We start from the raw sequence: 20,381 nt of genomic DNA on the forward strand, positions 1-20,381 counted from the left end.
GCCGCGGTCGACCCAACGGCACCATAGGCCGCTGACCGATTCCGTCTCGACCGTCAGCTTCAGGTGTTCGCTGCCGTGTGGGCGTAGTCGGTGAAGCTGGTCGGTGGGCGTCCCCAAGGCCTGACCCTCGGACACAATGAGCGGGTGTCCGATATCGCGTGGGACGACGTGCACATCGACTTTGACCCCGACGTGAACGGGGTCTTGCCTGACGTCGTTATCGAGTCGGCGGGCATCGACGACTGGCAGGCGGTGCTTGACTTCGTCAACGCACGGGGCTGGGCCTACGACTACGGGGACGAGGCCGGGAACCGCCTCGTCCTACCCACCGCTCAGCAGTTCTTCGCCCGACGCGACCGGGGCACGCCGCTCGCGGTCTGGCCCGGGCCGGGTATGAGGGTCAACTTCTGGTCTCTGGACGAGGGCACGATCGACGCCGATGTGGATCTTCGGGAGCTTCAGGGGCAGGAACCGCTGGACCAGCTCTGCGATCTGATCCGGGCTCTCGGGCAACTCCTGCGCAAGCCTGTGGTGATGCTCGCGGAAGGCTGCGGCCCACCGCGGTATCCGATCCTGGCCTACGACGTCGAGGCGGACCGGGTAGTTGTGTTGGCTCGGTCCACTGCCGACTGACGGTCCGCCCCCGGCAGCCTCACACGAACATGTGGCTGCCAGCGTGGCTGCCAGAAACGATCAAAGATCGCCGCCCATGATCCACTCTGGGGCGGCGACCTGTGAAAACTACATAGCGTGAGCGTGGGGCGGGTGGGGCTCGAACCCACGACCGGAGGACTATGAGGACTTTGCGGGCTTAGCGGTGTGCTGAGCTGCGAAGACGCAGGTCGTGCGCGACCGTGGATCGCCGAATACTCCGCTGTACGGGAGCCGGCTGGGTCTGTGGCTTGTCGGCGAGATCACAGGTCCAGCGGGGCGTTCGCCATCGTTCCAGGGGCGGCCCTGACCCGGATGGGCCGCTTGGGGTGGCCGCGTTCTCATGAGTACGCGTCCCGCGCGAGCAGCGATCTGCGTCGGGCGGAGCTGCCGCGCGGATGTCCTCGACGGGTGCCGACCACCGATCCGCCCCGGGTCGTCGCCAGCCGCCGGGACCGTGTCGGGGCGTCGGCTGACTGCGTGCCTCCGTCAGCGCGAGTCGGCGCTTGGAAGACCATCGCTCATGCGATTGGAAGACTAGAGGTTCTGCGATTGGTAGACTGACGAGGTGGTCGACTATCGGCGCCGGATCATTGACGACATGCTGGACGAACTCCAGCCGCATCTGCGCGCCCTGTCGATCCATGGCCCGAAGGGCGTCGGTAAGACCGCGACCGCGATGCAGCGTGCCGTATCGGTCGTCGACCTCAGCCTGGCCGGCCAGCGCGAGATCGTCTCTGCGGACCCGTCGGTACTGACCAGCCTGCCCGGCCCGGTCCTGGTGGACGAGTGGCAGAGACTGCCCGAGGTCTGGGACCACGTGCGGCGCTCGGTCGACGCCGGCTCGCCGGCTGGCCATTTCATCATCGCCGGCAGTTCCGCTCCCCGGGGCGCCGTGATCCACTCAGGTGCCGGGCGGATCGTGCCAATGCGGATGCGTCCGCTGAGCGTGGCGGAGCGCGGCCTCGAGACGCCGACGGTGAGCCTGTCCGCGCTCCTCGATGGGACCCGCGACATTGGCGGAACCACAAAGCTTCGGCTGACGGACTACGTCGAAGAGATCACCGCATCGGGCTTCCCCGCCATCCGCGGCCTGCCACCACGCGTCCGCCGCGCGGAACTGGATGCCTACCTGGAGAATGTGGTGCACCGGGAGTTTCCCGAGCAGGGCTACCCGGTTCGCCGGCCGGCCGTCCTGCGAGCCTGGCTTGCCGCCTACGCCGCAGCGACCTCAACGACGACGGCCTATTCGAGGATTCTGGACACAGCCACCGCCGGGCTGGCGAACAAGCCGGCCAAGGAGACCACGCTCGCTTACCGCGACGCGTTGTCGTCTCTGTGGCTGCTGGACCCGACAGCACCGTGGATCCCTGGTCGCAACCACTTCGACCGGCTCGCGCAATCGCCGAAACACCACCTGGCAGACCCCGCGCTGGCCGCCCGCCTACTCGGGCTCGATGGCCCCGCGCTCCTGCGCGCTGAGCAGGGCAGCGCGAGCCTGTCGGAAGGGACGATCCTCGGCGCCCTCTTCGAACACCTCGCGGCGCTGAGCATGCACACCTACGCCGAGGCAGCCGAAGCCCGAGTCGGCCACCTACGCACCCGCAACAACGACCATGAGGTGGACCTGATCGTCCAGCGTGCGGACGGCCGAGTGCTCGGTATCGAGGTCAAACTCGCCGACCGCGTCGAGGACGACGACGTCAAGCATCTCCGATGGCTCCGCGACCGGATCGGGAACGACCTGATCGACGCCGTCATCATCTACGCAGGCGAACGCGCATACCGACGGCGCGACGACATTGCCGCCGTCCCGCTAGCGCTGATCGGCCCGTGACCGCCGCAGCACCTGCCTGCGGCAGAGGTCCTGAATCCGGGCCGCTCGTTGGGGCTGGACAGCGCGGCGCCAGCAGTCCCTGACCGTTACTTCGGCCGTCCCGGCAGGCACGGATGCATGATCGGGTTAGGGCGTGAAAGGGTCGATCGGTGACGCTTCGCATGATGGTCGACCGTGACTCCCTCACCCTCGACCGGATCTCGCCGCTCTTCGTCGGCGGCAGAGTCTGGCTCCAGGCGGGGAACACGACCTTCCCCTTGTCCGTCCGGTCGCTACCCGGGCCCTGACCAGGGGCGATGCCCAGTGACCGCGCCGACCTCTACATCATCTACCGAATCGAACAAGCGTTCCGTACGCCTGGCGCGTCCGGACGGTTCGACCCGTCTCGTGACCGTGATCGTCGGCGTGGTCGTCGCTCTAACTTTCCTCTTCGGGTTCGGGAATGTGCTCGCGCTGGAGCTGCGTCTCGGTGTTCCGATGTGGGTAGCGCCGCTCGTCGCGCCCGCGGTTGATCTGTCGGTCGTGGGCCTTTTGCTCGGCAGCCGGCAACTCGCTGTGAACGGCGGTTCGGTGGAGGTGTTGCGCTCGGCACGGCGGCTGCTCATCTTCGCGAGCATGGTAACGCTGGCCCTGAACATCGCGGAACCCCTGATCGCCGGCCGCTACGGCAAAGCAGCGTTCGACGCCGTCGGACCGTTGCTTCTTATCGGCCGGGCCGAGGTGGGAGTGCGCCACGAAGCAGTGTGTGACCGAGTGGAGGTGGAAGGACTCCGCCAGGATGGCTGGGTCGAGTAGGTCCCAGAAGACGTCGAAGGCGGGTGTGCCGTCGGGTAGCTGGGCCCATTCGAAGGTGTGGTTGTGGTAGCCGAGGCGAATGCCGTGTTCGGCCAGTTCGCCTGCGGCCGAGTTGAGGCGCAGTGCGAAGGCGGTCAGGGTCTGGCGGTCCTCGAAGACGGTGCCGTCGAATCCTTCGACGAGGAACGGGATCGGCACGAAGACGGTGTCTGTGCCGAGGATGTGGCACGTCTCGACGAGAGTGGCCTGGCTGTCGGCGGCAATCGCGCCGTGCAGGGAGCTGACCGCGAGGCCCGCCGCGTCGAGGTCGGCGCGCAGTGCTGTGGCGTCGGTGCGGCTCTGCTCAGCAGGGGTGTTCCAGAGGCTGAGGACGAACGGTTCGACGTACCGGTAGCCGAGGTCAGCCAGCCGCCTGAGGGCGCTGGGACGGTCCGCGGCGAGGGAGTCGCGGACGCTGTAGAGCTGCACGCCGAGCGTGCCCGTCATATCGGTCGCCTCCTTCGGCGGCTTTTCCGGAGACGTGTGCTGGGCCTCGGTCGGCGCGCGGTCCAGCCGGTCCTCGATGCTGGTCGGAGCACCGGGCTAGAGGCCGGTCTTGCGGAAGTCCCAGCTCACGATCTTGATCGGGGTGAGCTTCAGCCAGGCGTGGCGGCCGTCGTAGTGGAAGGTGCCGTTGCTGTACTTCTCGCCGAACAGGCGCTCAGGCTCGGTGAGCAGCGCCGCAGCCTCGGGCGCGCCTGTCCGCGGTACCTCGCCGACGATCTCGGCCTGGCCGATCAGCTCGACGCCGCGCAGGTCGCCGAAGCCGTGGCCGGCGTCGACGATGACCGACGCCCGTGGGTCACGGGTCAGGTCGGTCCAGCGCTGGCTCTTGACGATGCTGTTGAGCCACAGCGCGGTGCCGTCCCAGACGAACCACAGGGCGGAGATGTGCGGGGCGCCGTCTGCGCCCACCGTCGAGACCCTGCAGGTCCGCTCCTCGGCGAGGAATCCGTCGCGCTCTTGCGGCGTCATCGCTATCCGCCGACCACGTCGCTGCTCGCGCAGCGGTGTGGCGTATCCGTGGTCGCTGCTGGCCGGCTCGGCACTCATCGAGGTCTTCCTTTCGTCGGCGCGTCTGGGCGGAACTAGAGGCGGGTGATCCATCCGCCGTCGACGAGGATCGTCTGGCCGGTGATCCAGTCGCCGGCTTGGGAGCACAGCAGGAGCAGCGGGCCGACCAGGTCCTCGGGCGGGCCGGACTTCTTGCCCGGGATGCGTGCCTCGATCGCGGCGCGGAACGGCGAGTCCTGGGGCAGGGAGACGTAGCCGCTGTCGTTGGCGACGAGGCCGGGCGCGATCGCGTTGACGTTGATGCCGCGGGGGCCGAGCTCGGCGGCGAGGTTGATCGTCAGGCCGTGGAGCGCGAACTTGCTGAGGCCGTAGATACCGCCGGTCATGAAGGCTCCGGCGGACAGTCCGTTCACGATCCGGCCGCCGCCGCGTTCGGTCATCGACGCGACTACGGCCTGGGTGCAGAGCAGCGGCCCGCGCAGGTTGACGTTCATGACACGGTCGTAGTCGGCGACGGGCATGTTCGAGAGTCCGTAGGGCGGCAGGTTCGTCATGATCGCCGCGTTGTTGATCAGGATGTCGATCCCGCCGAACGCGGTGACAGCGGCGGCGGCCATCGCCGCGGTCGACTCGGCGGACGAGACGTCGACCTGAGCCGCCGTGGCTGCCAGTCCCTGGCTGGTCAGCTTCTCGGCCGTGCGCTCGGCCGCGTCGCCGTCCAGGTCGGCGACGACGACGCGGGCGCCGGCCTGACAGAGGGCCTGCGCGTAGACCACGCCGATGCCTCCCGCTCCGCCGGTGAGGACCGCGACCTTGCCCGTGAGGTCGAACAGCTCCGTGGGTGTCATGCGGCCACTAAGTCATGCGCATACTTCCCGAGTCAAGTACCTTCGGTCTTAAAGCGACTGCTTTAGCTGGGAGGAGGGTCTGTTATGGGCATCGAGCGCACGGTCCCCGCCGTACACCTGCACATCGGCGGCCAGGCACGGGCGGAGGGCACCGGCGGCATGGCCGAACACGTGTACCCCGCGACGGGAGAGGTCCAGGGCCTGGTCCCGCTCGCCGGGCCGGCCGACGTCGCGGAGGCCGTCGAGGCGGCACACGCTGCGTTTCCGGCCTGGCGCTCGTGGACGCCGGCGGAGCGCCGCGGCGTACTCGTCCGGCTCGCGGAGCTGATCAAGGCGGACGTCGCGGAGTTGGGCCGGTTGTCGGTGCTGGACAACGGGATGACGCATCGCATCGGTCTGCACCTGGCGAGCGCGATGGCTGGCTACACGGAGTACTACGCCGGCTGGGCGGACAAGATCGAGGGCCGGGTCACCACGGCGCCGGCACAGCGCCGGGAACTCGCCTACACGATCCCCGAGCCTTACGGTGTCGTTGGGATCATCCTCACCTGGAACGGTCCGCTGATCTCGGTCGGGATGAAGGTCATCCCGGCGCTCGCGGCGGGCAACACCGTCGTCGTCAAGCCGTCCGAGCTGACGCCCTACGCGACCGAGCACCTGATGCGCCTCGTGCGTGAGGCGGGGATCCCGGACGGCGTGGTCAACCTGGTCCTCGGCGGCCCGGACGCGGGTGAGGCGCTCGTGCGCCATCCGCTCGTACAGAAAGTCAGCTTCACGGGCGGCCCCACGACCGCGCGGAAGATCCTCGCGTCGTGCGCGGAGTCGCTCAAGCCCGCGGTACTTGAGCTTGGCGGCAAGTCAGCCAACCTCGTCTTCCCGGACGCCGACCTTGATCGCGTCACTCTGATCAACACGTCGTCGGTGTTCGAGACGTTGGCGGGCCAGGGCTGCGCGATCCCGTCGCGGCTGCTCGTGCACGAGTCGGTCTACGACGAGGTCGCAGAGAAGGTCATCGCGCGGGTGCGCTCGCTGCGGTTCGGGGATCCGTTCGACCCGACGACCAACGTCAGCCCGGTGGTCACGCGCGCGGCCCGCGACCGGATCCTCGGGATGATCGACCGGGCGCGGTCGCAGGGCGCGGGCAGGCTGCTCGCTGGTGGCGGCGTGCCCGACGGCGTGCCGGCGGGCGGCTACTACGTCGAGCCGACGGTCTTCGGTGACGTCGTGCCGGACAGCGAGATCGCCCAGGTGGAGGTGTTCGGCCCGGTCCTGTCGCTGCTGCGGTTCTCCTCCGAGGAGGAGGCGGTCGCGATCGCGAACAGCACGTCCTACGGCTTGGCGGCCTACGTGAACACCCGCGACATCGGCCGGGTCAACCGGCTGACGTCCCAGCTGCGCGCCGGCGGGGTCTATGTCAACGGAGCTCCGCCGGTCGTCGGCTATGAACTGCCCTTCGGAGGGGTGGGCATCTCCGGCTACGGCCGTGAGGGCGGCCTGGAGGGCCTGCTGGAGTTCGTCCGCACGAAGGCCGTGGCGATCGCATGACCCGGCCCCTGACGCTCACCGGCGCTGTCACCGCCGTGACCGGCGGCGGCAGCGGGATCGGCCGGGCCGCCGCGCTCGCCTTTGCCCGCCGCGGCGCCCGGGTCGCCGTGAGCGACCTCGATCTCGACCGGGCGCTCGCCGTCGCCGCCGAGATCACCGCCGCCGGCGGCGAGGCGTTCGCCACCCGGGTCGACGTCACCCGCGAGGCCGACTTCGCCGCCTGGCGTGACGCCGCACTCGACCGGTTCGGCCAGGTCGACCTCATCATGAACAACGTTGGCGTCCTCGCCCTGGGTGCCCCCGAATCGCTCCCGGACGAGGCCTGGCAGCGCGTGCTCGACCTCAACCTGATGAGCATCGCGCGCAGCAACCGGGTGTTCCTGCCCCTCCTGCTCGCCCAGGGTCACGGCCATGTCGTCAACACCGCGTCAGCGTCGGGGCTGCTCGCCTATGGCTTCGACCGGCTGCCGTACGTCGCGAGCAAGCACGCGGTCGTCGGACTATCTGAGGCACTCGCCCTCTACCTGGGTCCCCGCGGCGTCGGGGTCACCTGCCTGTGCCCATCCGGGGTGATCACGAACATTCTTGAGCAGGTGACCGTCTACGGCGAGGTTGCCTCCTCGCCGCGCGCTCCTGATCATCCCGTGGTGCCCGCGGACACCGTGGGTGATCTCGCGGCGGACGCGGTGACGCAGGGCCGGTTCCTTGTCCTGACGGCTCCCGCGATCCATGACGAGCTGGCAGCTCGGGCCCACGACCTGGAGGCCTACCTCCAGGCCCGGATCAGCGAGCAGACGCCGTGAGCGGGGCGAACGAGGAAGGCGGCCTGCGGGTCGGTTACATCGGGCTCGGCTCGCAGGGCGGCCCGATGGCTCGAAGGATCATCGACGCTGGCTTCCCGACCACGCTGTGGGCGCGCCGCCCCGAGGCACAGCAGGCCTTCGCGGGCACACCCGCCCGCTTCGCCGCGAGCCGGGTCGCGCTCGGCGCCGCCAGCGACGTGCTCGGCGTGTGCGTGGTGGGCGACGCCGACGTGGACGAGGTGCTCCGCGGACCGGCTGGTGCGCTCGCCGGCATGGCGCCGGGCGGGATCGTCGTGGTGCACAGCACCACCCGTCCGGATACCTGCCGCCGGCTGCAGGAGGACCATCCGCACCTGCATGTCCTGGACGCGCCCGTCAGCGGCGGCGGTAGGGCCGCGGCTGAACGCGCGCTGCTGGTGATGGTCGGCGGCGAGGCGGAGATCCTGGAGCGGTGCCGGCTGGTTCTCGCCGCCTTCGCCGACCCGATCGTGCACCTTGGGCCCCTGGGCAGCGCCCAAGAAGCGAAGGTGTTCAACAACGCCCTGTTCACCGCTCAGCTCGCGCTCGCCGCTGAGGTCCACTCGGCCGCGCAGCGCCGCGGGCTCGACCCCGCGGCCATGGCGACCGTGCTACGCCGCGGCAGCGGCCACAGCTTCGCTGCCGACGTCGTCGCCAGGAACGGCTTTCACCTGGCCCCCCTCGCGGGCAGCGCCGGAGGGCTGCTCGCCAAGGACGTCGGGATCCTTGCCGACCTGCTCGCACCCGCCGGGTCACCGCTGATCGACATGGCTGAGACGGCGTTGGCCGCCATGGGCCTCGCCCGCACCACACGAGAGGACCACGCATGACCTCGCCGACGACCGCGGACGACGTCTACCGCACCGTCATGACCGTCGACCCGCCGACGCCACGGACACCCTTCGACGAGGCGTCACGCCAATACCTGTTCGGAGAGGTCTGGAACAGGCCCGGCCTGGGTATCCGCGACCGACGCTTCGTGACGCTCGCCTGTGTCGCCGCCGCCGACGCAGTGACACCGATCGACCAACACGTCTACGCGGCGCTGCGCAGCGGCGACCTCACGATCGAGCAGATGAACGAGGTCACCCTGCACTTCGCTGTCTACTGCGGCTGGCCGAAAGCCTCGGCACTGGAGCAGACCGTCCGCAAGCAGTGGAACCGCCTCCATGCCGAGCGGGGACAGGAGGCGCCGGCCTGGCCGACGCTCACCGTCGAGGACCTCGGGCCGGCGGACCGCGAGGAACGGATCCGCGGCGGGCAGGAGGAGTTCAGGACCGTCAACGTCATCCCCGCTCCGCCACCCGACTCGCCATACTTCTACGCCGGCATCCTCAACTTCGTCTTCGGCCACGTCTGGCGCCGCGACGGGCTCAGCCGCCGTGAACGGCGGCTCGTCACGATTCCCTGCGTCGGAGCCTCGGACGCGGTCGGACCGATCTTCTCCCATGTCGGGTCGGCACTAGAGTCAGGCGACGTGACCTACGAGGAGATGCAGGAGATCATCCTGCACTTCAGCGCCTACTACGGAATCGCGAAGGGCGAGGCGCTGCACGAGGCCGCACGCCGCTGGCGAGCAGGCCAGCCGTGAGCCAGCCGCAGGGCACCCCGGCCGGTGCGATGGCACTGCAACTCCTGCTGACCGCCGAGCGGCTCTTCGCCGAGCACGGCATCGACGGGGTGTCCCTGCGGCAGATCGCCACCCAGGCCGGGTCTGGCAACAACTCGGCCGTGCACTACTACTTCGGCTCGAAACGACAGCTGATCGAAGCGATCTTCGCCCACCGCATGCCGCAGCTGGTCCAGCGGCGCGCGCTCCTGCTCGCCCGCATCGACCCCGACGACCTGCGAGCCCGATTCGAGGCACACCTGCTACCCGTGCTGGAGCTGGCAGAATCACCGGACAACTTCTACGTGTCGTTCGTCGAACAGCTCCAACGTAGCGCCGAAGCCACCGGCGCCCTCGTCCAGTCGGGAGAGATCCGGCGGTCCCAGGACGCATTTCTCCACGACATGCGCCGCCTCGTCCCCCACGTCGAGGAACCTATCCGCACGATGCGCATCCGTGAGGTCCAGGAACTCGGCGTGCACGCCGCGGCCCGCCGCGAGCGGGCAATCGCGGCCGGCGAACAGGTCGTCCCCTTCGGCCTGTTCGTCAGCACCTTGATCGACGGTTTCACCGGACACCTCGCGGCTCCGGTGTCGCCAGAGACCCGGCGATTCCTCGCCACGACCGACCAGACACTCCCGGCCATATCGCAGCCGGCACTCTGATTGCGATTCGACGTTGTCCGCTGGCACCGGTCCGCGGCGCGCCTATAAAAGTCACGTCGCACAGGTCGCGACAAGACCCTCATCATTTGAGCGATCGCCTGGCGAGGTATCGACGGCACGCAGGTCAGCCAGGGATTCGGGGCCAGAACGGCAGGAGGTCATTCCCCCTGCCGGCCGCCGACATCACACCGTTGCGCCGATCACGTCGAGACGCATGGAGCCGTCGCGCGCTGGCATTGCCGAGTCCGCCAACGCCAGCGGCGACGTCTGCTAGCTGCCCGTCATTCGTGGCGAGGCGGATCTACTTCCGCAGGACGATCGGAAGCTTCTCCCAGCCCCGTACTGTCGAGGTACTCGCGAGCTTGGCGCCGCTCCAGTCGACGTCCCACCCCTTCGGGAAACGCTTCACGAGTTCTTCGAGGACGATGCGTCCTTCCATGCGGGCGAGGTTCGCGCCGAGGCAGTAGTGCAGGCCGTAGCCGAAGGTGCGCTGCGCCGTGATGTCGCGGTGGATGTCGAGGTCGTCGGGGTTGGCGAACTTGGACTCGTCACGGCCGGCGGAGCCGACGATGAACAGCGCGGTGCTGCCTTCGGGGATGGTCTGGCCGTGAAACTCCACGTCCTTGGTGACGTACCGTCCCACCGCCTGACCGACCGGTTCCAGGCGCAGGATCTCCTCGACCGCTTTGGCTGACAGGGACGGGTCGGCGACGACCTCCTGGTACTGGGCGTGGTTGTTCTCCTCGCCGAAGATCTTGCCGATCCAGCCCATGAGCTGGCCGGTGGTCTCGTTGCCGGCGCCGGCGATGACGGCGCAGTAGACCAGGATCTCCTCGCGGGTGAGCTTGCGGGTGGTGCCGTCGTGGTCCTCGAACTCCACGCCCAGGAGCTTGGTCATGATGTCGTCGGAGGGGTTCGCGATGCGCCAGTCGATGTAGCTCTCGAAGATGTCGGTCGCGATCTGCGACGCCTCCGCGTCGATCTTGCCGCCCTCCTCGGTCTTGAGGTTGGCGACGGTCCGGTCGCGGACCGACTGCTGCATCTGCTCCGGGATGCCGACGAGCATGCCGATCACACGCATCGGCACCTTGTCCGAGAGGATGTCGATGACGTCGAAGCCGTCGCCGCCGTGCACCGGGTCGAGCTGGCGGGCGACGTAGTCGCGGATCTTCGGCTCCAGCGCCCTGATGCCGCCGGGGGAGAACAGCCGGGAGACCAGGCGCCGGTGGATGTCGTGGCTGGGCGGGTCCTCGAAGATCACGCTACCCGGGGGCATCTCGATGCCGGACTTGATGAACTCGTAGATGTTGCCGCGGGCGTTGCTGAAGTGCTCGATGTCCGGCAGACCGCGGTCCACGTCGTCCCACCGCGCGAAGGCATAGAAGTCGTGCTCGTCGTTGTAGTAGACCGGAGCCTCGGCGCGCAGGCGCTTGTAGATGGGGTACGGGTCCACCCAGATGTCGTGGCGGAACGGGTCCCAGTAGAGGTCGGTGGCGGTCATTCGTCGTCTCTCATTCCTTCACTGGGGTGGTGTTGGCGGCGAGCCAGTTCTCGATCCAGGTACGGGTCTCGTCGTGCCCGTCAGTGAAACCGAGCAGGCGATCGTTCGCTTCTAGCTGCGCCAGGCCGGTGGTGAGCAGCAGAACGACCATCGGTGGTATGACCTCGGGTGAGATCGACTCGCGGTCGAGGGCCGCTCGCGCGAAGTCGAGCTGCGCGTTGCGGAAACGTCGCGCGTAGGAGGCGATCTCCAACCGCAGCGCGGGGTGGCGCTGGGCGAGAGCCACGAACTCGGCCATGAGTTTACTGGCGCCGGCGTCGCCATGGATCTTCCAGAATCTGCGGAGCGAGGCCTCACCCTTCGCGATCTCGGCGAGGCGGGCAAGGTTCTCCTCGGCGCCACGGCGGAACGCCTCTATGAAGAGGTCCTCCATCGAGGCGAAGTAGTAGTGGACGAGCTGGTACTTCACTCCGGCAACCTCCCCGATACGGCGCGTCGTGATGGCGCCGTACCCCTCCTTGGCGAGGAGTTGGAGCGTCGCGGCGACGATCCGGTCGCGGGTCTCGGGAGCGCGGGAACCCCGCGAACGAATCTCTTGCCCTGGCTGTCCCACAGACGTACTTTTACACACGTCAAAACTTCGTGTCCAGTAGGGAGCAACGCATGGCTCGCGTCGCAGTCGTCACGGGTGCCGCCGAGGGCATCGGTTCCGGGATCGCCACGCGGCTGGCGAAGGACGGCCACCGGGTCGCGATGCTCGACTGGCAGGGGGACAAGGTCGAGAAGCTCGCCGCCGAGCTCACCGCCGCCGGCGGGAGCGTCCTGCCGCTCACCGTGGACGTCTCCGACCGCGCCTCGATCGAGGCCGCCTACGCGACGGTGCGCGAGACGTTCGGGCCGATCCACATCGTCGTCGCGAACGCCGGCATCTCCAGCATGATCCCGTTCGTGCAGCTCGACCAGGCGACCTGGGACCGGATGATCGCGGTCAACCTCACCGGCGTCTTCCACACGGTCCAGGCCGCGGTCGCGGACATGATCGAGGCGAGCTACGGCCGGATCGTCACCATCTCGTCGTCCAGCGCCCAGTCGGGAGCGCCGGCGATGGCGCACTACGTCTCCAGCAAGGGCGGAGTGATCGGCCTGACCAAAGCGCTGGCCCGCGAGCTCGCCGAGCACCGCATCACCGTGAACACGATCCCGCCGACGATCGTGGACACCCCGATGGCGCACCACGAGGCGGGCCAGGCCGGCGGCGCGGAACAGTTCCTCGAAGCCGTCAGCGCGATGGTGCCGCTCGGCCGGGCCGGCACCCCCGCCGACATCGGCAACGCCGTGTCGTTCCTCGTCTCCGACGACGCCGCCTACATCACCGGCCAGATCATCGGCGTCAACGGCGGCATGTACATCTGACCCGGGGCAGGTGTCGCGCGGCGTGTGCGCGCAGCACCACAGAACATCGTTGGGGGTCGCCCTGGGATGCGGTCGCCCTTCCCAGGGTCCTGGTCTTCATGCAGATCGTGACACCTTCATGTCGATGATCGTCGGGGGCGGCGAAGGGCGTCGGTCTGTTTTCGCGAGTCGTATCGATGGAGGTCTCTATGCGGGTGGTCGTCGACCCCGTGCTTTGTGAGAGCAACGCGCTGTGTGTGGGTCTTGCACCCTCGGTATTCGAGCTTGACGGGGACGACACGCTCACGGTGCTGGAGGAGCGTCCAGAGGAGGACCTGCGCGCAGATGTGCAGGCGGCTGCGGCGGCCTGCCCGAAGAGAGCGATCAGCGTCATCGACGGCTGACCGTACCGAGAGCGGCCGAGGCTGTCGGCCCGGGTCGTGACGTCTCCCCTGATTCCCGCACGCCGTATCCGATCTGCCGGCGGTCGCGGGACTCGGTGACAGCCAGAAGAGATGGTGGCCAACTCGCGACCCTGCGATGCGCGCACGCGCCGACCGCAGGAGATGCCGACGTGCTCGGTGATCGCGCTTGTGGGAGGGAATCCTATGGAGCTTGTCGGCAAGGCCGCAGTGGTCGCGGGTGGCGCGGGTGGTCTCGGGGGAGCGACGGTACGGCGTCTGGCCACGCAGGGGGTCGGAGTCGTGGTGCTCGATCCCGATGCGCACCGCGCAGCGGCGCTCGTCGCCGAATTGGGTCCCACGGTCAAGGCGGTGACCGGCGACAGCAACGACGACGAGGCCGTGGCCGCCGCGATCTCGGCGGCACAGACCCTCGGCGTCTTCTCCATCGCCGTCAGCGCGACGGGCGTCGTCATCCCCAGTCCCCGGCTCGTCGGCGATGACGGGTCGGTCATGCCGACGGACGTACTGCGCGCGAATCTCGACCTGCATGTGTGTGGCCCGTTCAACCTCACCCGGCTCGCGGCGTCGGCGTTCAGCGCCAACGTGCCGGACGAGGACGGTCAGCGCGGAGTCGTCGTGCAGACAGCGTCGATCAGTGCGTTCGACGCCCAGGCGACCATGGTTCCCTACGCCGCGGCCAAAGGGGCGATCGTCGCGATGCTGCTGCCCATGGCGCGGGACCTCGCCGCGATTGGCATCCGGGTGTGCGCGATCGCGCCCGGCGCCTTCGCCACGCCACGGCTGTCGAACCCCGTGGTCCAGGAGCTGCTCGTCCGCGACGTCCTGTTCCCGAAACGGCTGGGCAGGCCTGAGGAATACGCCCAGCTCGCGGAGGCGATCATCCGCAATCCCTACCTCAACGGGGAGGTCATTCGGCTCGACGGCGCAGCACGCCTCTCCGCCGAGATGGCCCCCAGCCCGCCACGCCAGCACTGACCCCCGCACGTTTCCGTGCGCAGTTCGACTGGCTCGTGCCGCCGTCGAACTGCGCACGGTGACGCTCACCCCGCAGTGCCGACGAGCCCGACGGCCAGCGTTAGCGACCGGAGCGGTGGCACACTCACGCGGAGCGGTCAAAGGTCTGACCGCCAGCGTCGTTACCGCTGAGGGGGAAGGGTTGCCAGCCGCGCAAGCGCGTCGCGGCCCGGCCGCGGCCGGCCCCCATCATGAGTGGTTCGAGAGCGCTTGCCCGCACCAGAACCCGTGGTGGTCGAGCGCCGCCGGCGGCTGGACCGTCGCGAAGCTGTTTCTTGAGGGGTCCGCCTTGACGAAGTTCTCACAGAGCACTGGCTCCTTGGGCTTCGCTAGATCCACCGGAGCCGTGATCCCGCTGCCGGTGAAATCTGTCACGTGGCGGAGTTTGTCGACGAACGCGGTACGGGTGGGGCATGATCCCGCGAGTTGTAGACCCTGGAGCATCTCGTCCGTGGCAACATAAGACGAGGTCGCGACCTCGTCGCTCGGGTCGGCCAACTCAGGCGCGTAGATGCTCATTGCATGCCTGTAGGAGATCATCGCCGGGGATTCCGGGGCAGCGAACGTCGAGATCGCCGACATCCCCGCCATCCTCGAACCGAACGTTCTGAACAGCGAGGCGCCGTAGCCGACGGCGATGAGGTCGGCGCCCTCCCAGACGAGGCGGTGTCAGCCGACGCTGAGGGGGAGGGTCTCCCAACCCCGCATGGTCGAGGTCGAGGACAGCGCGGTGTTGTCCCAGTCGATGTCCCAGGCCTGGAACCTGGTGAGGAACTCCTCCAACGCGATCCGGCCTTCCAGTCGGGCCAGTGCCGCGCCGAGGCAGTAGTGCGTACCGATCCCGAAGGTGATGTGCTGGTCGATCTTGCGGCGGATGTCGTAGGTCTCGCCGTCGTCCCAGCGTTTCTCGTCGCGGTTCGCCGAGGCGACGAGCAGCATCATCGCGCTGCCCTCCGGGACCGTCTGGCCGTACAGCTGCACGTCACGCGCGACGTAACGGGCGATGGCATGGCCGGTCGGCTCGAAACGCAGTGTCTCTTCGATCGTGTTCGGGATCAGCTGACGGTCCGCGAGAAGCTCGGTGCGCTGGTCCGGATACCGGGCGAGCAGCGCGACGAGCCAGCCGATCAGCCGGGCGGTCGTCTCGTTACCAGCGCCGGCGAGCACCGTGACGTAGGTGAGGATCTCCTCGCGGGTCAGCGTCCGCGTGGTCCCCGTCTCGTCCTCGAACTCGGCGTTCAGGAGCTCGGTCATCAGGTCGTCGGAGGGGTGCTCGGCCCGCCAGTCGATGTAGTCCGCGAACAGATCGGTGTCCATGATCGCCTCCCTGGACACCTTCATCTGCTGGCCGGGCTCCGTGCGCAGCTTCGCATCGGCGCGCTCCCGGACTGTCAGCTGGTCGTCCTCGGGAATCCCGAGCAGCATGCCAATGACCCGCATCGGCACCTCGTTGGCGAACTCGGTCATCAGGTCAAACGCGTCGACACCGTCGAGCCGGTCTAAGCAGCGGACGCAGTACTCGCGGATGGCCGGTTCCAGCGACAGCACCCTGCGGGGGGTGAACACGCGCGCGAGCAGGCGGCGGTGGATGTCGTGGATCGGCGGGTCCTCCATGAGCAGCGTGCCGGGTGGGATCTCGATGTTCGCCTTGATGACCTCCAGGATCGGGCCCCTCGACGAGGAGTAGGTCGCCCAGTCGACCAGCGCGCTGTTGATGTCGTCCCAGCGGCTGAGGACCCAGAAGTCGTGGCGCTCGTTGTACCAGAGCGGCGCCTCGGCGCGGAGCCGCCGGTAGATCGGGTACGGGTCACGAGCGATCTCGCGGTCGAACGGGTCCCAGTAGACCGGGCTCGCGTTGCTCACTCCGACACCTCCGGCGTCACGGTTCACTACACGTCGTCTTTGAGCGGTCATTCAAACTTCGATGGCACATGCTGTCAACACGCTCGACCGTCCGGCAGGATGGGATGAGGGACTGAGGGAGGAGCTGGATGGCCGAGCCGCGTCGCCGGCGCGCGGCGACCGAGGAGAAGGTCACCCGCGTGCTCAACGCCGCGGAGGAGATCATGCTCCTGGAGGGCTACGCCGCCGTGACCTCACGCAACGTCGCCAACCGGATCGGCCTGAGCTCACCGCTGCTGCACTACTACTTTCCGACGATGGACGAGCTGTTCGTCGCCCTGCTGCGCAGGCGCTCCGAGCGCGTCGTCGCGCGTATGGAGGAGGCGCTGGCCTCGCCGCGGCCCCTGCAGGCCTGGTGGGACCTCGCTTCGGATCCCCGTGGCGCTGCGCTGTTCATCGAGTTCCTCGCCGCGGCGAACCACCGGCCGGCGCTGAAGGACACGATGGGTGAGGTCGCCCGCGAGGTACGGCGCCTGCAGATGGCGGTCCTCGACAAGATCGCCCCCGAGTACGACCTCGACCCGCGTGACTACCCACCCGCCCTGATCGCCGCGACCATGCAGGGCTTGGCCCTCGGCCTCGTCGCCGACGAGGTCGCTGGCTACGAGACCGCGCACAAGCAGGCCCGTGCCGCGATGGGCCGCCTGATCCGGCGCCTTGAACAGCACCGGGCCCGGCGCCGCTGACGCCAGGATCCGGCGTCCGGAAAGTTTGACCGACCGCTCCACTATCGGATGGAGTTTGGGCATCGACACTGCTCGCCAGCCGTGCGGACGGTGCCGAGGTAGGGCGTGGCCCCGGTGACCGCCTCCCTGGCGGGGTTGACTCTTACCCCGTCGCGGCGAAGGGGCATGCGACGCGGCCCACGCGTCGACCGGTTCGCCCGAAGGCAGCCGTCGCCGGCGCTCGGAGGCAGCCGGCCTGTAGTTCCGGCCGGGGCAGGTGGGTACCGTCGGCTGGTGGAGCGTCGTGGTCGTGGGCGTGTGCCGACCTTCAGCCGCGAGGAGATGATCGCGGCGGCCCGGCGGCTCGGCCCCGATGCCGCGAACCCGGCCGCGCTGGCCGCCGAGCTCGGTGTGGCCCGGACCAGCATCTACTGGCACGTCCGCGACCGCAGCGACATCGGTGAGCTCGTCCTCGGCGCGATCATCGACGAGGGTGAATCGGCGCGGTGGTCTCCGCAACCGGCGCGCAGCTGGAACGAGGTGATGGAGTCCTACGCCCGCGTGACGCGTGCCGGGCTCATGGCGGCCGGAGGGTGGATCCGGTTCGCCACACCGCGACTCGTGCTTGGGCAGGGGCAGTTGCGTGCCATGGACGACATGGTCGCCCGCCTTCGTGCCTGCGGCTTCTCGATCAACGATGCCACCCGCGCCTATGCGTTCCTCATCCAGGTGGTCCTGGCGAGCATCGGATCCGGTGACGCGCCGGTGATGGGGATGCACCGGGCGCTCCTGACCGAGCTTGAGACCGTGGAGGCCAACGAGCTCACGACGCTGCGTGAGGTGGCGGCGGCGGCTGCCAAGACCTCACCGGACGCACAGTTCGAGTACGACCTCGACTGCGCGCTGCGGGGGATCGCAGCCCGCAGCGGAGTGCGGCTCGGCGCCTTGCCGACGACCTGAGTCAGCGCCCCGGTCGCTCCCTCTCCCGCGGGCGTCGCCGTCGCCGGCCAGGCAGAGTGCCCTGAACAAAGATCATCCTGGTCCCTTGGTCGACGACGCCGGGGGCCGGGCAGCTCCGGCACATCTTCTCTCGACATGCGTCGAGAATTCTGGTTACCTCTCACTGTCGCGGTCGGAGCTAGTCGCCTGTTCCGAGGAGGGGGCAGGCTTGACGGTCAGCGTTCGGGCCGGTGATGACCGCGATGCGTGCGACCTGCCGTCGTGCGGGTGAAGGTTCGCGGTCGAGCCGCCCGAGCGGCGCAACGCCTCGGTACCGGCTGGGCGGCAGTGAGCACGTCCGAGTCGGCCGGGGATGACCGGGCCGTTCACAGCCTCATCGCCCGAGGGACGCGCCAGCTGATCTGGTGTCTGGAAGAATTGAGAGAGCTCTTCATGCGCCGACGCATGCTCCTGCTTGTGGTGCCCCTGGTGTTGGCGGTCGGGTGCGGATCGACCGGCGGCCATGCCGCCGCCACTCCCAGCGCCCGACTCGAAAGCAACTCGACGCCGCCCGTCGCTGCGACCACCTTCTCTATCGAAACTGTTCCGACGGCGACAGCCTCGGCTTCGAAGGACCCGGCCGGGCCGACCGGAACCATCATGATGATCAAACTTAATGTTGGCAGCCTCGACGCGGGCGTGAAGTTCTATGGCGCGGTCTTCGGCGCGAAACTCGCTCTCAAAATCCAGAGCAACGCAGGCGTCGTGACGTTTCCCAACGGCGGCCCCGGATTGATCCTGCTGCCTGGGCACGCCGACGGCGCGAAGGCGGGAGCCTTCGTCATCCAGGTCCCGAACCTGCGCGAGGCACAAGCACGGGCGGTCTCGAACGGCGCCACCGTGCAGGGGGAGTTCACCGGGACCCCGAACAACCAGACGGGGCGATCCATCGACCTTCTCGACCCCTGGGGAAACCAGGTCGAAATCTTGCAGCTCGGTTGATGGCGATGCCGCGACGCACCGCCCGGTCGCGGCCCGCTGTTGGTGGTCTGGTCAAACGATTCGCGTCGCGAGTCCCGTCAGATGCCCGGCACCTGGTTCGTGTCTGCGCCGGCCCGATCAACAGGAGGTGACCCCATGACTTTATCCACCGACCCGGTCATCGTGGTCTCGAACGACACGCACATCGGGCCACGGCTGACCGAGGACCTGCGCGCCTACTGCCCGGCGAGGTATCTCGACGACTTCGACCGCTTCGCCGCGAGCGAGAGTGCGAACAAGGAGGCCGCGGCGACGATGCTCGCGGGCAGCGGCTACCTCGATCACCCGAACTTCCGTACCGCCGGGCACCACGACTCAGCGGCGCGTCTCGCCGACTACGACCACGACGGCATCGCCGCCGGGGTGATCTTCCACGGTTCGATGAACCTGGAACCGATCCCGTTCGTCTCCTCGCCGTTGGGCAAGCCAAAGCCTCAAGGTGACCGGGAGCTCATCGACGTCGGGCAACGGATCTACAACAGATGGCTCGCCGACTTCGTCGCGCAGGCACCGCATCGCCACATCGGCCTCGCCTACCTGCCGATGTGGGACGTGGACGCCGCCGTCGCGGAGGTGGCGTGGGCCCGGGAGGCCGGGCTGCGGGGGGTGAACTTCCCGGCGATGCGCGACGGCGAACTACCGGAGTACAACCGGCGTCTGTGGGAACCGCTGTGGTCGGCCTGCGAAGAACTCGGGATGCCGCTGGTCACCCACGTCGGCGGGGGTATGACCGCCCGCTACACGGGACTTGAGTCCGTCGCGCTGATCCAGTTGGAGTCGGCGGGATTTCTCTCCCAGCGGGCGGTCTGGTGGCTGATCTTCGCGGGTGTTTTCGAGCGCCACCCGGGCCTCAAACTGGTGATCACAGAGACGCCTGGTAGCTGGTTTCCCGCGAAGGCGATCGAACTCGACGCGCTGTACGCCTTCTACGTCTCCAAGCGCGACGAACCACTCAACAAGGCCCTGCTCGAACAGGTACCACGACGGCCCAGCGAATACCTGACTGCCAACGTCTTCTTCGGCGCGAGTTTCGCCTCGCCGTACGAGGTCGAGGAGGCGGTCAGCCATGGGCTGCAGTCTCAGCTGCTGTGGGGATCCGACTACCCCCACCTTGAAGGCACCTTCGTCTATCCCGACCGCCAGGACACGCCGTCGGTCACCCGGCTCGCGCTGCGCAACACCTTCAACGCCATGGCACCGGCGGACACCCGGCGGATGGTCGGCGAGAACGCGATCGACGTCTACGGCCTCGACCGCACCGCCCTCCAGGCCATCGCACGCGACATCGACGCTCCCAGCACCGAACAGCTCGCCACCCCGATCGACGCCGTCCCCGCGGGCGCCAGCATCACCGCCTTCCGTACAGGAGCCGGTGGCTGGAGCTGACCCGCCTACAGACCAAAGCAGGCCGGATGAGGACCGCCGCCTCCACGGCTTATAGGCCGCTGTCCGGTCTTGCGCGAGGTGCCGCCGCTGGCATCGGGTAGTCAATCGCCCCAATACGTGACCCGCAGCGATCATGAACCCGACGGCGCCGAGGGAAGTTCTAGAAGGCTCCGAGGTCGACCAGTCGACCTGAGCGCGGGCGCCACGTACACCTTCGCGATGGCAGACACGTACGTCGTGGTCAAGCGGTCTACGGTCACACGCAACGCCGACCAGAACCCGCCCCACGTCC

Annotated in this window: 21 protein-coding genes and 1 pseudogene; 16 read left to right on the top strand and 6 right to left on the bottom strand. The window is 68.4% G+C overall.

Annotated elements, in window-relative coordinates:
* The first annotated feature begins 144 nt into the window (after positions 1–144).
* The 4 genes and pseudogenes from FRAEUI1C_RS07225 to FRAEUI1C_RS40805 form a co-directional block, all read left to right on the top strand.
* Positions 145–633, top strand: a complete 489-nt coding sequence (locus FRAEUI1C_RS07225; protein WP_041258995.1) for a hypothetical protein — start codon at positions 145–147, stop codon at positions 631–633.
* 586 nt (positions 634–1,219) lie between these two features.
* Positions 1,220–2,488: an ATP-binding protein gene (locus FRAEUI1C_RS07230; protein ID WP_013422634.1), complete on the top strand. Its 1,269-nt coding sequence runs from the start codon at positions 1,220–1,222 to the stop codon at positions 2,486–2,488.
* A 149-nt stretch (positions 2,489–2,637) separates the two neighbouring features.
* The gene (locus tag FRAEUI1C_RS39370) at positions 2,638–2,775 is read left to right on the top strand and encodes a hypothetical protein (RefSeq protein ID WP_013422635.1); all 138 of its coding nucleotides are present in this window, start codon (positions 2,638–2,640) and stop codon (positions 2,773–2,775) included.
* A 16-nt stretch (positions 2,776–2,791) separates the two neighbouring features.
* Positions 2,792–3,214, top strand: a pseudogene (locus FRAEUI1C_RS40805) (hypothetical protein); the annotation flags it as partial.
* A 651-nt stretch (positions 3,215–3,865) separates the two neighbouring features.
* Here FRAEUI1C_RS40805 and FRAEUI1C_RS07240 read toward each other — a convergent pair.
* Together FRAEUI1C_RS07240 and FRAEUI1C_RS07245 are read right to left on the bottom strand one after the other, a co-directional pair.
* On the bottom strand, positions 3,866–4,375 hold the full coding sequence (locus FRAEUI1C_RS07240) for a pyridoxamine 5'-phosphate oxidase family protein (RefSeq protein WP_013422637.1): 510 nt from the start codon (positions 4,373–4,375) through the stop codon (positions 3,866–3,868).
* A gap of 35 nt (positions 4,376–4,410) precedes the next feature.
* Positions 4,411–5,184 (bottom strand): SDR family oxidoreductase, encoded by a 774-nt coding sequence (locus FRAEUI1C_RS07245; RefSeq protein WP_013422638.1) that lies wholly within the window; start codon positions 5,182–5,184, stop codon positions 4,411–4,413.
* A gap of 84 nt (positions 5,185–5,268) precedes the next feature.
* Here FRAEUI1C_RS07245 and FRAEUI1C_RS07250 point away from each other — a divergent pair, with 84 nt between their 5' ends.
* Genes FRAEUI1C_RS07250 through FRAEUI1C_RS07270 form a run of 5 tightly spaced genes read left to right on the top strand, consistent with a single transcriptional unit; the run spans position 5,269 to position 9,824 of the window.
* Positions 5,269–6,729, top strand: coding sequence for an aldehyde dehydrogenase family protein (locus FRAEUI1C_RS07250; protein ID WP_013422639.1), 1,461 nt, complete (start codon positions 5,269–5,271; stop codon positions 6,727–6,729).
* A complete protein-coding gene (locus FRAEUI1C_RS07255) occupies positions 6,726–7,532 on the top strand; it encodes an SDR family oxidoreductase (protein WP_013422640.1) in 807 nt (268 codons plus the stop codon). The genes FRAEUI1C_RS07250 and FRAEUI1C_RS07255 overlap by 4 nt, the downstream gene beginning before the upstream one ends.
* Positions 7,529–8,380, top strand: a complete 852-nt coding sequence (locus FRAEUI1C_RS07260; RefSeq protein ID WP_013422641.1) for an NAD(P)-dependent oxidoreductase — start codon at positions 7,529–7,531, stop codon at positions 8,378–8,380. Before FRAEUI1C_RS07255 ends, FRAEUI1C_RS07260 begins: the two co-directional genes overlap by 4 nt.
* Complete coding sequence (locus tag FRAEUI1C_RS07265) at positions 8,377–9,141, top strand: carboxymuconolactone decarboxylase family protein (RefSeq protein WP_013422642.1); 765 nt, start codon at positions 8,377–8,379, stop codon at positions 9,139–9,141. The genes FRAEUI1C_RS07260 and FRAEUI1C_RS07265 overlap by 4 nt, the downstream gene beginning before the upstream one ends.
* Positions 9,138–9,824 (top strand): TetR/AcrR family transcriptional regulator, encoded by a 687-nt coding sequence (locus FRAEUI1C_RS07270; RefSeq protein WP_013422643.1) that lies wholly within the window; start codon positions 9,138–9,140, stop codon positions 9,822–9,824. The genes FRAEUI1C_RS07265 and FRAEUI1C_RS07270 overlap by 4 nt, the downstream gene beginning before the upstream one ends.
* Positions 9,825–10,125: 301 nt before the next feature.
* On the opposite strand, the gene FRAEUI1C_RS07275 is transcribed toward FRAEUI1C_RS07270, so the two are convergent.
* Positions 10,126–11,325 (bottom strand): cytochrome P450, encoded by a 1,200-nt coding sequence (locus FRAEUI1C_RS07275; protein ID WP_013422644.1) that lies wholly within the window; start codon positions 11,323–11,325, stop codon positions 10,126–10,128.
* A gap of 10 nt (positions 11,326–11,335) precedes the next feature.
* On the bottom strand, positions 11,336–11,938 hold the full coding sequence (locus FRAEUI1C_RS07280) for a TetR/AcrR family transcriptional regulator (protein ID WP_013422645.1): 603 nt from the start codon (positions 11,936–11,938) through the stop codon (positions 11,336–11,338).
* A 50-nt stretch (positions 11,939–11,988) separates the two neighbouring features.
* Here FRAEUI1C_RS07280 and FRAEUI1C_RS07285 point away from each other — a divergent pair, with 50 nt between their 5' ends.
* From FRAEUI1C_RS07285 to FRAEUI1C_RS07295, 3 genes are all read left to right on the top strand, one after another.
* Positions 11,989–12,738, top strand: a complete 750-nt coding sequence (locus tag FRAEUI1C_RS07285; protein WP_013422646.1) for an SDR family NAD(P)-dependent oxidoreductase — start codon at positions 11,989–11,991, stop codon at positions 12,736–12,738.
* A gap of 188 nt (positions 12,739–12,926) precedes the next feature.
* On the top strand, positions 12,927–13,121 hold the full coding sequence (locus FRAEUI1C_RS07290) for a ferredoxin (RefSeq protein ID WP_013422647.1): 195 nt from the start codon (positions 12,927–12,929) through the stop codon (positions 13,119–13,121).
* Positions 13,122–13,325: 204 nt separating this feature from the next.
* On the top strand, positions 13,326–14,117 hold the full coding sequence (locus tag FRAEUI1C_RS07295; protein WP_013422648.1) for an SDR family NAD(P)-dependent oxidoreductase: 792 nt from the start codon (positions 13,326–13,328) through the stop codon (positions 14,115–14,117).
* Positions 14,118–14,345: 228 nt separating this feature from the next.
* On the opposite strand, the gene FRAEUI1C_RS07300 is transcribed toward FRAEUI1C_RS07295, so the two are convergent.
* Both FRAEUI1C_RS07300 and FRAEUI1C_RS07305 read right to left on the bottom strand, forming a co-directional pair.
* Positions 14,346–14,795, bottom strand: a complete 450-nt coding sequence (locus tag FRAEUI1C_RS07300) for an ABC transporter substrate-binding protein (RefSeq protein ID WP_269724412.1) — start codon at positions 14,793–14,795, stop codon at positions 14,346–14,348.
* A gap of 30 nt (positions 14,796–14,825) precedes the next feature.
* On the bottom strand, positions 14,826–16,019 hold the full coding sequence (locus FRAEUI1C_RS07305) for a cytochrome P450 (protein WP_013422649.1): 1,194 nt from the start codon (positions 16,017–16,019) through the stop codon (positions 14,826–14,828).
* Positions 16,020–16,147: 128 nt separating this feature from the next.
* On the opposite strand from FRAEUI1C_RS07305, the gene FRAEUI1C_RS07310 reads away from it, so the two are divergent.
* From FRAEUI1C_RS07310 to FRAEUI1C_RS07325, 4 genes are all read left to right on the top strand, one after another.
* Entirely contained in the window at positions 16,148–16,744 is a 597-nt protein-coding gene (locus FRAEUI1C_RS07310; RefSeq protein ID WP_013422650.1) for a TetR/AcrR family transcriptional regulator, read from the top strand.
* Positions 16,745–17,017: 273 nt separating this feature from the next.
* Complete coding sequence (locus tag FRAEUI1C_RS07315; protein ID WP_232425333.1) at positions 17,018–17,683, top strand: TetR/AcrR family transcriptional regulator C-terminal domain-containing protein; 666 nt, start codon at positions 17,018–17,020, stop codon at positions 17,681–17,683.
* 327 nt (positions 17,684–18,010) lie between these two features.
* Positions 18,011–18,664, top strand: a complete 654-nt coding sequence (locus FRAEUI1C_RS40815; RefSeq protein ID WP_232425334.1) for a VOC family protein — start codon at positions 18,011–18,013, stop codon at positions 18,662–18,664.
* An 81-nt stretch (positions 18,665–18,745) separates the two neighbouring features.
* Entirely contained in the window at positions 18,746–20,089 is a 1,344-nt protein-coding gene (locus tag FRAEUI1C_RS07325; RefSeq protein ID WP_232425335.1) for an amidohydrolase family protein, read from the top strand.
* Positions 20,090–20,381 lie beyond the last annotated feature (292 nt).

It is taken from the genome of Pseudofrankia inefficax (assembly GCF_000166135.1).
Classification (GTDB): domain Bacteria; phylum Actinomycetota; class Actinomycetes; order Frankiales; family Frankiaceae; genus Pseudofrankia; species Pseudofrankia inefficax.

Coding starts and splice junctions, on each gene's coding strand:
- FRAEUI1C_RS07240 (WP_013422637.1), bottom strand. CDS start 4,375: ATGAGTGCCGAGCCGGCCAGCAGCGACCACGGATACGCCACACCGCTG.
- FRAEUI1C_RS07245 (WP_013422638.1), bottom strand. CDS start 5,184: ATGACACCCACGGAGCTGTTCGACCTCACGGGCAAGGTCGCGGTCCTC.
- FRAEUI1C_RS07250 (WP_013422639.1), top strand. CDS start 5,269: ATGGGCATCGAGCGCACGGTCCCCGCCGTACACCTGCACATCGGCGGC.
- FRAEUI1C_RS07255 (WP_013422640.1), top strand. CDS start 6,726: ATGACCCGGCCCCTGACGCTCACCGGCGCTGTCACCGCCGTGACCGGC.
- FRAEUI1C_RS07265 (WP_013422642.1), top strand. CDS start 8,377: ATGACCTCGCCGACGACCGCGGACGACGTCTACCGCACCGTCATGACC.
- FRAEUI1C_RS07275 (WP_013422644.1), bottom strand. CDS start 11,325: ATGACCGCCACCGACCTCTACTGGGACCCGTTCCGCCACGACATCTGG.
- FRAEUI1C_RS07285 (WP_013422646.1), top strand. CDS start 11,989: ATGGCTCGCGTCGCAGTCGTCACGGGTGCCGCCGAGGGCATCGGTTCC.
- FRAEUI1C_RS07290 (WP_013422647.1), top strand. CDS start 12,927: ATGCGGGTGGTCGTCGACCCCGTGCTTTGTGAGAGCAACGCGCTGTGT.
- FRAEUI1C_RS07295 (WP_013422648.1), top strand. CDS start 13,326: ATGGAGCTTGTCGGCAAGGCCGCAGTGGTCGCGGGTGGCGCGGGTGGT.
- FRAEUI1C_RS07310 (WP_013422650.1), top strand. CDS start 16,148: ATGGCCGAGCCGCGTCGCCGGCGCGCGGCGACCGAGGAGAAGGTCACC.
- FRAEUI1C_RS07325 (WP_232425335.1), top strand. CDS start 18,746: ATGCCCGGCACCTGGTTCGTGTCTGCGCCGGCCCGATCAACAGGAGGT.